Origin of the sequence: Xanthomonas sp. 3793 (assembly GCF_024806835.1) — a bacterium.
Classification (GTDB): Bacteria; Pseudomonadota; Gammaproteobacteria; order Xanthomonadales; family Xanthomonadaceae; genus Xanthomonas; species Xanthomonas arboricola_F.
This window is the reverse complement of record NZ_JANTYU010000004.1, coordinates 108,552-121,250: the sequence shown is the minus strand read 5'-3', so window position 1 is coordinate 121,250 and position 12,699 is coordinate 108,552. Positions and strand designations below refer to the sequence as shown.

Genomic DNA, 12,699 nt, shown 5'->3' with positions numbered 1-12,699 from the left:
CCATGACCCAGCCCACCCGCCGCCAGCTGGCCAACGCCATCCGTTTTCTCGCCGCAGATGCGGTCGAAGCCGCCAAGTCCGGCCATCCCGGCATGCCCATGGGCATGGCCGATATCGCCGAAGTGCTGTGGAACGATTATTTCCGGCACAACCCGAACAACCCGCAATGGTTCAACCGCGACCGCTTCGTGCTGTCCAACGGCCACGGCTCGATGTTGCAGTACGCGTTGCTGCACCTGTCCGGCTACGACCTGCCGATCGAGCAGCTCAAGCAGTTCCGTCAGCTGCACAGCAAGACCGCCGGCCACCCCGAGCGTAGCGAAACCCCGGGCGTCGAGACCACCACCGGCCCTCTGGGGCAGGGCTTTGCCAACGCCGTGGGCTTTGCGCTGGCCGAGAAGCTGCTGGCGCAGCGCTACAACCGGCCTGAGCTGGAAATCGTCGACCACCGCACCTGGGTGTTCATGGGCGACGGCTGCCTGATGGAAGGCATCTCGCACGAGGCTGCCTCGCTGGCCGGTACCTGGGGCCTGGGCAAGCTGGTGGCGTTCTGGGACAATAACCAGATCTCCATCGACGGCAACACCGCCGGCTGGTTCAGCGACAACACCCCGGCGCGTTTCGAGGCCTATGGCTGGCACGTGATCCGCGATGTCGACGGGCATGACGCCGACAAGATCAAGGCGGCGATTGAAGCGGCGCTGGAAAACAGCGACAAGCCGACCCTGATCTGCTGCCGCACCAAGATCGGCTTCGGTGCGCCGACCAAGGCCGGCAAGGAATCCTCGCATGGCGCGCCGCTGGGCAAGGAAGAACTCGAGGGCGCCCGCAAGGCGCTGGAATGGCCGTACGGCCCGTTCGAAATCCCCGAAGAGATCTACGCCGGCTGGCGCGCAGGCGGCACCGGCACACTGCGTCAGGCCGAGTGGGAGCAGCTGTTCGACAAGTACGGCAAGCAGTATTCGGCAGAAGCCGCCGAACTGACCCGCCGCTCGCACGCCGAGCTGCCGGAAGACTTCATCGCCCAGGCCGATGCCTACATCGCCAAGGCGCAGGAAGACGGCCAGACCATCGCCTCGCGCAAGGCCTCGCAGCTTGCGATCGAAGCGTTCGCCCCCTTGTTGCCGGAACTGATCGGCGGTTCGGCCGATCTGGCGCATTCCAACCTGACCCTGTGGAAGGCCAGCAAGTCGGTAGCCACCGACGACCCGGATGCCAACTACGTCTACTACGGGGTGCGCGAGTTCGGCATGACCGCCATTGCCAACGGCCTGGCGCTGCATGGCGGCTTCATTCCGTTCGATGCCACCTTCCTGGTGTTCAGCGACTACGCCCGCAACGGCGTGCGCATGAGTGCGCTGAATCCGGCGCACGCCATCCACGTGTATACGCACGACTCGATCGGCCTGGGCGAGGACGGCCCGACCCATCAGCCGGTGGAACACCTGGCCTCGCTGCGCTACATCCCCAACAACGATGTGTGGCGCCCGGGCGATGCGGTGGAATCGGCAGTGAGCTGGAAGGCTGCGATCACCCGCAAGGATGGTCCGAGCTGCCTGATCTTCAGTCGCCAGAATCTGCAGCACCAGCCGCGCAGCGCCGAGCAGCTCAAGCTGATCGAACGCGGTGGCTACGTGCTGGCCGATGCCGAAGGCGGTACGCCCGATGTGATACTGATCGGTACTGGTTCGGAAGTGGGCCTGGCGGTGGAAGCCAAGAAGACGCTGGATGCGGCCGGCTTGAAGACGCGCGTGGTGTCGATGCCGTCGACCGATGTGTTCGATCGTCAGGACGCTGCGTACCGTGAGTCGGTGCTGCCGAACGCCGTGCGCAAGCGCGTGGCGGTGGAAGCGGGCGTGACCGGCTTCTGGCGCAAGTACGTGGGCCTGGATGGCGATGTGGTCGGCATCGACACCTTCGGTGCTTCGGCGCCGGCCGATCAGTTGTATGCGTACTTCAAGATCACCGCCGAGCACGTGGTTGCGGCAGCCAAGGCGCTGTAACGCCTTGCGTGGTGCTTGAAAGAAAAAGCCGGCGAAAGCCGGCTTTTTTGTTGGATCTCGTGCGCGATGCGCGGTCCGTCATCGTTCAACGGACCCCTTGCGTGTTTCAGTGCGTATCGTTGGCCAGCGCTGCTGCACGGATCCTGGTCAGCACCTTCAGCTGTGCGTCCATCATCGGCGGATTGGGATCGTGTCCTGTGCGTGGCAGCAGGAGAAATTCCTTGCTTGGTGCAGAAAGACCATCGAAATAGGCTTTGCTGATGTGCGCCGGAGTGACCAGATCCTGTTCGCCCTGAATCAGATAGATCGGCATGGCGAACTGCGGCCCGAGTGCGCGCAGGTCGATCTGCGGGCCCATGCCGTCGCCTGCCAGTCCGACGAACTGCAGGAAGGAATAGTCTTCCCCTGCCTCATAGGCTGCGCGGTAGTCCGGCGTGTCGTACTCCGCTGCGAAGGTGAACCAGTCTTCCGGCGCCGGGTCGGTACTCAAGGCTTCGTATTTGCGCGTCAGGCGTCTCAGGACTCCGAAGTTGCGTGGGTTTGTCCATGGCGGCGGGCCGATCTTCTCCAGCTTGCCGATCGCATCCGCATCGCTGGCTGCGCGGGCCAGGCTCAGCGTCTTGGCGTAGCTCGACGCCATGTCGTCCTGGTAATTGACCAGTTGCGCCGTGCCGACATAAGCGTGGAACAGGTTCGGATTCGCCTTGGCGATAGTGACGGACAGTGCCGAGCCCCACGATCCGCCCATCAGGATGAGCTTGGGTTTGCCCAGCCGCTGCGAGGCATAGCGTGCGACCTCGCTGCCGTCCTGGGTCAGCCGCTGCATGGTCAGCGGCTCGCCGTCGGCAGGCTTGCTTGCCGCATAGGTCTTGCCGGAGCCGCGTTGGTCCCACTGCACGATGGTGAAATCGCGCGTCCAGCTGCCGAACAAGCGTTGCGCAAACGGCGTGTTGGGGTTGCCCGGCCCGCCATGGACGATCAGCACCACTGGATTGCGGCAGTCCTAGCCCTCGACCGTGACCCATTGCTGGATGCCTCCAATCTGCACAAGACCTGCCTCGTGTACGGCCTTGCCGGGTACCCGGCAGGCGTCATGCAACGACGTTTTTCCTGTCTCCGCGGCACTCACTGCCGGCGCGCACACCAGCAGTAGAGCGATAGCTACCCAGCATTTCTTCATGTGATTCCCATCGTAGTGCGTTGCGTCATTGCATCGGCCACCTGTCCAGCAGCTCCCGTTCCGAGTGTGGCGTCTATGCGAGTTCGGCCGCAATGGCTGCAGGACGCGACTTCCTATTTGGTAGCGCTCGCTTGTATCAAGCACTGCTAAACAAATGCCGATCCGGCTATTTAAAATGTGAATCATTCCCATTAAAATGGTGCGCTGCCACGGTTGCGTGGCGCGTCCTCCCCCTTTGTTCGCCGTCCGGCACTGCCGTGATGGATGTCCTCGACTGTCTGTGCCGGAGCTGTGATGAATCGTCCTACCGTAATGCGTCTTCTTCCCATTGGGCTGCGCCCGCGCGCGCTGTCGCATGCGGTGTTTGCCGCGCTGTGCACGTTGTCGGCAGGCCAGGCCATGGCTGAAACCCCGGCCGGCGAAGCCGAAGTCACCACCCTGGACCGGCTGAACGTGCAGGGCGAGCAGGTCAAGGGCTATACGGTGGAAAAGACCACGGCCGGTACGCGCATGAACCTGTCGCTGCGCGAGATTCCGCAGTCGGTCACGGTGGTCACGCGCGAGCGCATGGACGACCAGAACCTGCAGAGCATCACCGACGTGCTCAACAACGTCTCCGGCATTTCTGTCGCGCAGAGCGACAGCGAGCGGCTGGAGTTCTATGCGCGTGGTTTCTACATCGACAATTACCAGTTCGACGGCATTCCGGCGTACATGGAGCAGGCCTGGAGCTATGGCGACTCGGCGCTGGATGTGGCGCTGTACGACCGCGTGGAAGTGGTGCGCGGTGCCACCGGTCTGTTGACCGGCTCGGGCAACCCGTCGGCCTCAATCAATCTGGTGCGCAAGCATGCGGTGAGCCGCGATTTCACCGGCACCGTGTCGGTGGGCGGTGGCGACTTCAACAAGACCCGCAGCGTGGCCGATGTCACCGTGCCGCTAAGCCCTGAAGGCACCGTGCGCGCGCGCGTGGTCGGTGTGTATCAGGACGGCGAATCGGACATGGACCGCTACAACCTGCGCAAGAAGATCGGCTCGGCCATCATCGATGCCGACCTCACCGACAGCACCTTGCTGAGCGTGGGTTACGAGTACCAGAAGAAGGAATCGGACGACGTCACCTGGGGCGGCTTCCCGCTGTTCTACAGCGATGGCACCCGCACCAACTACGACCGTTCGTTCAATCCGGCGGCCGACTGGACGTTCTGGGATACGCGTCTGCAGCGCACCTTCGCCAGCCTGCAGCAGAGCTTCGACAGCGGGTGGCTGCTCAAGGCCAATGTGAGCCACGAGAAGACCGAGGCGGCCAATCACCTGTTCTACCCGTTCTACACGATCTTCGGTTTCGACCGTGCCACCGGCGGCGGCGTGGTGCCGTATTCGGGCAACTACCAGACCGAGCGCAAGGCCGATGGCGCCGATGTCTACGCGGAAGGCCCGTTCCAGTTGTTCGGCCGCGAGCATCACCTGGTGGCCGGCGCCAGCTACAACCGCCGCGAATACGTCAACAACGGCACCTTCGATTTCCCGGCGCCGCTGGACAGCTATTTCGGTTGGACCGGCGCCTACCCGGAACCCAACTGGAGCCCGCGCACGGTGCAGAGCGACGGCACCATCAAGCAGAAGGCCGCCTACGTGGCCGCGCGTTTCTCGCTGGCCGAGCCGCTGACGCTGCTGGTGGGCGCGCGCTATACCGATTGGCAGATCGATGGCCGCAACTTCGATGCGGCGCAGGGGCTTGCACCGTTCTCCGATAGCCAGACCGAAGTCACCCCGTACGCCGGTCTGGTCTACGACATCGACGACGTGTGGTCGACCTACGTCAGCTATACCGAAATCTTCAATCCGCAGACCTTGCGCGATGCCAATGGCGGCTACCTCGACCCGCTGAGCGGCAAGGGCTACGAGGCCGGCGTCAAGGCAGCCTGGTTCGACGACCAGCTCAATGCCTCGCTGGCGCTGTTCCGCATCGAGCAGGACAACCTGGGCGTGGCCACCGGCGGCTTTGTGCCGGGCAGCAGCGAGTCTGCATTCGAGGCCGCCAATGGCGTGGTCAGCGAAGGCTTCGATTTCGAGCTGTCCGGCCGTCTGGCCGCTGGCTGGAATGCGACTTTCGGTGCCTCGCACTACACCGCCCGCGATGACAGTGGCACCTCGATCAATACGCATCTGCCGCGCACCACCATCAAGCTGTTCAACAGCTACACCCCGCAGGGCGCGTGGAACGATCTGACCGTGGGTGGCGGCGTCAACTGGCAGAACCGCTCGTACTACGTGGACCCGGTGTACGGCACCTTCCAGCAGAGTGCCTACGCCCTGGTCAGCGCCTTCGCCCGTTACCGCCTGTCGCCGCAGTTCTCGGTGCAGCTCAATGTCGACAACCTGCTCGACAAGCGCTACTACTCGCAATTCAATGGCGGCTACGGCGCGTGGGGCGCATCGCGCAACGGCATGCTGACCTTCAACTACGCGTTCTGATCGAGGGCGACGTCAGCTGGCTTGACGTTCGATCCTGCCGAAGTGACACAGGCACCTGCAAGGGTGCCTGTGTTTTTTGTGTTTCCGTCGATCTGTCATGCCATGGCGCGGCTGCTTGCGGCGGCGTCCAGGCAACGCCGCACGGCGTGCGACACCGCTGGTCGTGGCCGCTGCCAGGAAGTCCGTGAGCGCGTTGCAATACTGACGCGCGTTCGATCCTTCGACCAGAACGCGGCACGCCGGCTCAAGGCAGCAACGGCTGCAACTGCGGCGCCATCACCTCTGCCACCCAGTCCATGAAGGCGCGTACGCGCTGCGGCAGATGGCGGCGTTGCGCATAGAGCAACGTGACCGGCATCGGCTCGGGTGCCAGCTCGGCCAGCACTTCGATCAGGGCGCCGCTGTCCAGATGCGGGCGCAACGGGCTGGCAGGCGCCTGGATGATGCCCAGCCCGGCCAACGCGGCAGCCAGATACGCATCGCCATTGTTCACCGTCACCGGGCCGCGCATCGGCAACACCTGATAGCTCTGGCCGTCGCGATATTCGAAGCCGGGCGAGCGTTGCCCGAGCGTCGGCACGTAATGCACCAGATCGTGCTGCGCCAGATCGTCCAGGCGCGTCGGTAGGCCGCGGCGGGCAAGATAATCGGCGCTGGCGCAGCTGACGATGCCAAACGCGCCCAGTGGGCGTGCGACCAGGCTGGTGTCTTCCAGCGTGCCCACGCGCAGCACGCAGTCGAATCCCTCGCGCACCACATCCACGCGACGGTCGGTGCCGCTGATTTCCACTTCCAGCTGCGGGTGCCGTGCCAGAAACGCGGGCAAGGCGGGGATCACGAAATTGCGCGCGATGCCAGCGGACATGTCCACGCGCAGGCGACCGCGCAGCTGTCCATGCTCGCGCTGAAACATGGTGTGCAATTCGTCCATGTCGTCGAGCAGGTCGCGGCTGCGCTGATAGAACGCCGCGCCGTCGCCGGTGAGTTGCACGCGCCGTGTGGTGCGATGCAGGAGCTGGGTGCCAAGCGAAGCCTCGAGCCGTTGCACGGCGGTGGAGACGCTGGCCTTGGGCAAGCCGAGCGTCTCGGCCGCGCGGGTGAAACTGCCCAGCTCGGCAACGCGCAGGAAGGCACGCAACGATTCGGTGGTGTCCATCGATTGGTCGATTATCTTGAACGGTGCAATCAGCGTGAGCCGATTTATGCGGTGCGGCAAGCGCAATAGGCTGGGCCACACCCACTTATGGAGCGTGCCGATGTCGACCACCACCACACCCATCACCTTGATCACCGGCGGTAGTCGTGGCCTGGGCCGCAATGCCGCGCTTGCGCTCGCTGCCGAAGGCAACGATATCGTGTTGACCTACCGCAGCCAGGCCGGCGAAGCCGCCGCCGTGGTGGCCGAGATCCAGGCGCTGGGCCGTCGCGCGCATGCGTTGCCGCTGGATGTCGCGCTGGCCGATACCTTCCCCGCATTCGTAGCGCAGCTGAAGGACGTGCTGGCCGAGTGGGGGCGCTCGCAGTTCGATGCGCTGGTCAACAACGCCGGTACCGGATTGCATGCAGCCATTGCCGACACCACGCCCGCGCAGTTCGATGCGCTGGTCGATATCCATCTCAAGGGGCCGTATTTTCTGACCCAGGCACTGCTGCCGCTGATCGCCGATGGCGGACGCATCCTCAACGTGTCCAGCGGCCTTGCACGTTTTGCGCTGCCGGGTTCGTCGGCCTACGCGATGATGAAGGGCGGGGTGGAAGTGTTTACCCGCTATCTTGCAAAAGAGTTGGGTGCACGCGGCATTCGCGCGAACACGCTGGCGCCGGGCGCCATCGAAACCGACTTCAATGGCGGCAGCGTCCGCGACAACGCGCAGGTCAATGCGATGGTGTCCTCGGTTACCGCATTGGGCCGCCCCGGACTGCCGGACGATATCGGGCCGGTCGTGGCGGCCTTGCTGGCGCCGGGCACCGGATGGATCAATGCGCAGCGTATCGAGGTGTCGGGCGGGATGCTGATCTGATCTGATCTCACCTGTCAGGCAGCGCGGCGATGTCGTTCGACGGCATCGCCGCGTGCAAGTTGCTGCAATGCCACCAGTACCTCACACCGCGCGGCCTCTGTATGGCGCGTGCTGCAGGGTTGCCTTGGAGCAACGAACAAGCCGACTGTGCACCGCCAGGGGGCGCGGCCGGTGCTCGGTGCGGCATGTACCACGCCTACACCCCGGTTTCTCCGTGCCGTCCACACCACCTCACGACTGCCCGCCACGCTTTGTTAGCCGCTCTTACTGAAGGGGCCGATCGCCGTGCAGGACGGGGTAGGGATTCAATGCCTCACCCTTCCACCACTGCTTTTCCGGACCCAGGCGATGGATCTCGAAGTGCAGATGCGGTGCGGCCGGATCGGCATTGCCGGTGCTGCCGACATAGCCGATCACCTGGCCACGCTTGATGGATTGTTTTTCGGCCAGGCCATCGGCGTAGCGCTGCAGATGGGCGTAGTAATAGCAGTACGCGCCGCCGGGCTCGAACTGGTATACCGTCAAGCCGCCGCGGTCGCTGTCGAACAGTTTTTCCACCGTGCCATCTGCCACGGCAAGCACCGGCGTGCCGGCCGGGGCCAGGATGTCGATGGCATCATGCACGCGGCCTTCGCTGCGTGCATCGGTAAAGGTGTCCTGCAGTTGGCCGCGGTCGATGCCCTGGACCGGGATCAGCAGGACGTTGCCCGTCGACTGCGCATCGGTTGCCGGCGCAGCTGCTGCAGCTGCAACTGGACTCGGCCCTGCGACTGCAGCATCGGCTGCCATCGATGGCGCAGGTTGCGCAGCAGGTGCGGAGGCGACGATCTGGTTCGCGGGTTGCGCAGCCACGGTCGACGCGCTCGCCGGCTGCGTGACCGTCGCCTCCGGCACGCCGCGTTCCAGCCACCAATACCCGCCTGCACCGATCGCCACGCCTGCAACCAGAATGATCAGCAGTTTCATGCTTACTCCTGCATCACCACCGGGACCGACGGGCCGACCACGCTGGCCAGATTGACCACGTCCCAATTGGTCAGACGCACGCACCCATGCGATTCGGTCTTGCCGACATGGCCGGGCTCCGGCGTACCGTGCAAGCCGTAATGCGGCTTGGACAGGTCGATCCACACACGGCCAACCGGGTTGTTCGGGCCAGACGGCAACGTCGCCTTTTGATCGCCCTTTTTCGCGTCCCAGAACAGTTTGGGGTTGTACTTGAACACCGGGTCGCGCGAGATGCCCAGGATCTTCCAGCGGCCGATCGGCAACGGATCGTGCTTGCTGCCCGACGACACCGGGAACTGCGCATAGACCTTGCCGTCGGCATCGAACAGGCGCAGCGTCGAGTCGGATTTGTCCACGACTAGCTTGGCAGGCTTGGCCAGAGGCGCGACGCCGTCAATGTTGGGAACCTGGATCGCGTTGCCGGCCTTGCTCAGATCCATGCCGGGGTTGAGCTGGCGCAGCAACGCAGGGTCGGCATGAAAGCGCTCGCCCAGGGATTCATCCACCGAGGTGTAGCCGAGCGAAGGCAGCTTGGCCTGCTCGGCCGGGCCCTTGGGGATCGCCTGGAACGGGCCGGCAACGTCGGCATCGGTGAGCGTGTACTGCACCAATGCCGGTGTGCTGTCGGCCTGCAAGGCCTGCCAGGTGGCATCGTCCAGTTCGCCGGTCACCTTGATGTCGTGTGCGGCCTGAAATCCGGAGACCGCGCGCTTCTGATTCGAGCCACGTTCGCCATCGATCTGGCCTGGGGAAAAATGCGCGCGGTCCAGCAGCACCTGCGCATGCAGGTCCGAGCGTGGGCCGGTGGCGACGGCCTTTGCGGCAGGCGTCGCCGTCGGCGCAGGGGCGGCAGCAGGCGCAGCTTGCGGTGCTTGTGCCAGCGCAGACAACGAAGCGCTCAACGACAGGGCGAGCAAACAGACGCGAGCGTAAGAGCGAGGGGGCATGTGCAGGTCCGCAAAGAGGCAAGCGCGCACAGTGCCGCAGCGGCCTGCGTTTGCTGCGTGAAATGGCTGCACCCGGACTGACTGAGGCGCGATGGCGCTGCGGTCCTTGCTCGATGAGGGCGGTGCGGTTCCAGGTTGCGCGGCCGTCCTCACGACGCCACCGCGTTGCACGCGGGGGCATGAAGGGTGGCTTGCGAGACCTCGCAGCATTGATCGGAGGCCGACCGCCTGCGTCATGCGCAGACAATCGACCGATGACCTGTGCGCCCACGTGCAAGAGCACCCGCCTGGTCGCCTACCGCACTGGCCCGATGGTCAGTAGGTATAGCCCACTGTCAGCAGGTACACCCGCCCGGTCTGCACGTAAGCGCCATCGGCGCCGGGGTCGTAAGCCATGTAGCGATCGGACTTGCCCTGGGTTTCGTAGAACGTGGCGGCGTTGAGCAGGTTCTTGGCCGATACGCCCACGTCGACGTGGTACGGCAGGTGATAGGTGGCGTTGAAGTCCAGCGACTTGACCGGCTGCAGATAGTAATTGAGCCGGTCGGTGGTCAGCCCCAGCAATTGCAGGCCGGTGTAGTTGTAGCTCAGGTCGGCGCGCAGGTGCGCATCGTCGTAGAACAGATCCAGGTTGTAGATACGCTCCGGCGCACGCGGCAACCAGGTTTTTTCCGGCTGGTCGGCCCGTTTGCTGTCCGCTTCGCTGCGCTGCAAGGTGAGGTTGGCGGTGACGCCAAGCTTGCTCCAGATGCCCGGCAGGTCCTGCAGGCGCTTGCTGCCGGCCAGCTCCAGCCCGTACAGCGTGGCAGTACCGCCGTTCTGCGGCATGGTCACCGGCACGCCGTTTTCGAAGGTGGTGCCGGTGGGTACCAATCCGCCGAGTGTGTTGTCGTTGCTGGTGGCCGATTGCGAGGTGTAGATGAAGCCGGTGATCCGCTTGTAGTAGGTCGACGCGCTGAGCACGCCGCCGTTGTGGTCGTAGAACTCGGCCGACAGGTCTGCGTTGTCGGCCTTGCTCGGCTGCAGATCGGGGTTGGGTCTGGAAATGCCGACCACGCGCTGGGTGTCGTCGATGGTGTACACCGTCTCGCCGGAAATCAGGCCGAAGGCCGGGCGGCTGAAACTGCGGCGCAGCGCGGCGCGGTAGACAGTGAGATCGTCGGGTCGATAGTTGATGCTGATACCGGGCAGGACTTGCCCATAGGTGCTGCCGGTGCCGACGAAGCCGCCGCTGGTGCCGTCGCCGCTGGATTGCCAGGAATCGGCCGAGTAGCGGGTCAACTCGTAGCGCACGCCGGGCAGGATGCTGACCTGGCCGATATGCAGCGCGGCCATCGCGTAGCCCGAATAGATCGCCTCGGTGCTGGACGTGGTGTTGGCGTTGTAGTCATTGGCGGTGTAGACGCCTGCGCCGTTGGGGTCGTCGACGTACTTGTAGGGCAGGGCCTGCGCGCGCATCCAGTTGCGGTCCAGCAGTTTGAACGGACCTGCGTAGTGCCCATCGAAGGCGTTGTAGGTCAGGCGGCCGGGGATGGCGCTCAGCGGGGGGCCGCCAGCGGTGGGGAAGGCGTAATTGGGGCCACCAAAATAGGGCCCGCTGGTCACGAAGTTGCCGTCCTTGTGGAAGAACGGGTGGTCGTACGCACCGCGGTCGGAGTGATCGGCAGACAGGCCGACCTTGACGCTGTCCAGCACGTCGCCATCGACCTGGTAGGTGATGTCGGTATGCGCGTTGAGGCGGTTGTCGTGACTGCCGGCATCGTGGCCTTGCACTTTCCACAGCAGCGACGAATCCAGGTTGTAGAAGAACTCCTTCAACGCCGCCGAGCTGGGACCGATGCTGGGGTAGGTCGGGTCGCTGAGGTCGAAGGCGAAGCTGCCCGGGGTATAGCCATACAGACTGGCCGAAACATAATCCGGCCGGCTGCGCGTGCCGCGCCCGACCGAGGTCCCGTAGTCCAAGCGCAGACGGTCCAGCGTGGTCTGGCCGCCAAGCTGCAAAGTCGCCAGCTTCTCGTCGATGTCGTGGGTATTGAAGTAGCCGCCACGCACCGCCGTGGGTTGGTTGCGATAGGTTTCCAGGCGTGCGCTGGATTGATCCTGCTGCCCGGTGACGCCGTAGCTGCCGTAGATGGCGCGTGCATAGAGCGCACTGTTGTCGCCTTGCCAATCGAGCGAGAGGTTGCCGCCATAGCGTTCGATCTGGCTGGTGTACAGGCTGTATTTGTAGCGTGTGCTGATCAGCGGGCCGGCAGCGCGTAGATCGGTTGCGTTGGCCAGTGCGGGGTCGGCAGGCACGTATTTGCTGTTGGGCGCCGGTGCCTGCGCCATGTTGTTGTTCTTGCCGTAATAGGCCGATGCGTAAACGCCAAAGGCATGGTCGCTGCCGAATTTCCAGGCGATCTCCTGCTGGAACGTGGCGCCGGTGTCCTTGCCGCCCAGATGCGAGGCCAGCTTGTTGAGCTGGCCTTGCGCGGTGCTCTTGGCATAAAACTCCTGGTCGAAATCGAACGCGTTGGGCGTGCGCATATCGATCGCACCGCCGATGGCGTCACCGGGCATGTCGGGTGTGGGCGACTTGGACACCTGCACCGACTGGATGCCGAACGGCGCCAGCATGTTCAAGGAGATCGCGCGCGTCGACGAATCGGTTTCCGGCATGCCGAAGCCGTTGAGCGTGTACGCGTTGTAGCTGGCGTCCATGCCGCGGATGCTGACGTAGGCGTTCTCGCCGGTGGTGGCCTGGCCCAGATGCATGTCGCTGTACGACGACAAGCCCGGCATGTGCGCCACCACATCGGCAATGCCGCCGGAGGGGATGGCGTCGATCTGTTGCTTGCTCATCACGCTGTTGACGCTGCTGGACAGGCGTTGCTCGTTGATCGAGCCGGGCGTGGCGGCATGCTTGGCCTGCACGTTGACCGAATCCAGGGTGGTGGTGGCAAGTTCCGGCGTCTCTGCCAGGACGGGCGCAGACAGCACCAGTGCGATAGCGCAGCTCAGACGATGGAGGGTACGGGGAGTGTGCATGCGGGGGACTCGCTAGGTGAAAGGGAGCGTCT

At 64.3% G+C, this 12,699-nt stretch carries 7 protein-coding genes, 1 other RNA gene and 1 pseudogene; 4 read left to right on the top strand and 5 right to left on the bottom strand.

Annotated features, from left to right (window positions below):
* Nucleotides 1–2: 2 nt before the first annotated feature.
* The gene (gene tkt, locus FHY18_RS14065) at nucleotides 3–2,003 is read left to right on the top strand and encodes a transketolase (RefSeq protein WP_259156107.1); all 2,001 of its coding nucleotides are present in this window, start codon (nucleotides 3–5) and stop codon (nucleotides 2,001–2,003) included.
* A gap of 247 nt (nucleotides 2,004–2,250) precedes the next feature.
* On the opposite strand, the pseudogene FHY18_RS14060 reads toward tkt, so the two are convergent.
* Nucleotides 2,251–2,988 (bottom strand): annotated as a pseudogene (locus FHY18_RS14060) (alpha/beta hydrolase); the annotation flags it as partial.
* 489 nt (nucleotides 2,989–3,477) lie between these two features.
* Here FHY18_RS14060 and fhuE point away from each other — a divergent pair.
* On the top strand, nucleotides 3,478–5,661 hold the full coding sequence (gene fhuE, locus FHY18_RS14055; protein WP_259156106.1) for a ferric-rhodotorulic acid/ferric-coprogen receptor FhuE: 2,184 nt from the start codon (nucleotides 3,478–3,480) through the stop codon (nucleotides 5,659–5,661).
* Between the two features lie 244 nt (nucleotides 5,662–5,905).
* On the opposite strand, the gene FHY18_RS14050 is transcribed toward fhuE, so the two are convergent.
* Entirely contained in the window at nucleotides 5,906–6,883 is a 978-nt protein-coding gene (locus FHY18_RS14050) for a LysR family transcriptional regulator (protein WP_259156953.1), read from the bottom strand.
* Nucleotides 6,884–6,917: 34 nt separating this feature from the next.
* Between FHY18_RS14050 and FHY18_RS14045 the strand changes: the two genes are divergently transcribed.
* Both FHY18_RS14045 and FHY18_RS14040 read left to right on the top strand, forming a co-directional pair.
* Complete coding sequence (locus FHY18_RS14045) at nucleotides 6,918–7,682, top strand: SDR family oxidoreductase (protein WP_259156105.1); 765 nt, start codon at nucleotides 6,918–6,920, stop codon at nucleotides 7,680–7,682.
* 185 nt (nucleotides 7,683–7,867) lie between these two features.
* A non-coding RNA gene (locus FHY18_RS14040) (sX9 sRNA) lies at nucleotides 7,868–7,942 on the top strand.
* Nucleotides 7,943–7,946: 4 nt separating this feature from the next.
* Here FHY18_RS14040 and FHY18_RS14035 read toward each other — a convergent pair.
* From FHY18_RS14035 to FHY18_RS14025, 3 genes are all read right to left on the bottom strand, one after another.
* Nucleotides 7,947–8,648: a M23 family metallopeptidase gene (locus FHY18_RS14035; protein WP_259156104.1), complete on the bottom strand. Its 702-nt coding sequence runs from the start codon at nucleotides 8,646–8,648 to the stop codon at nucleotides 7,947–7,949.
* A gap of 2 nt (nucleotides 8,649–8,650) precedes the next feature.
* Complete coding sequence (locus FHY18_RS14030) at nucleotides 8,651–9,580, bottom strand: murein L,D-transpeptidase (protein ID WP_259156952.1); 930 nt, start codon at nucleotides 9,578–9,580, stop codon at nucleotides 8,651–8,653.
* A gap of 372 nt (nucleotides 9,581–9,952) precedes the next feature.
* Nucleotides 9,953–12,667 carry a TonB-dependent receptor gene (locus FHY18_RS14025; RefSeq protein ID WP_259156103.1) on the bottom strand — a complete coding sequence of 905 codons (2,715 nt, stop codon included), beginning with the start codon at nucleotides 12,665–12,667 and terminating at the stop codon, nucleotides 9,953–9,955.
* Nucleotides 12,668–12,699 lie beyond the last annotated feature (32 nt).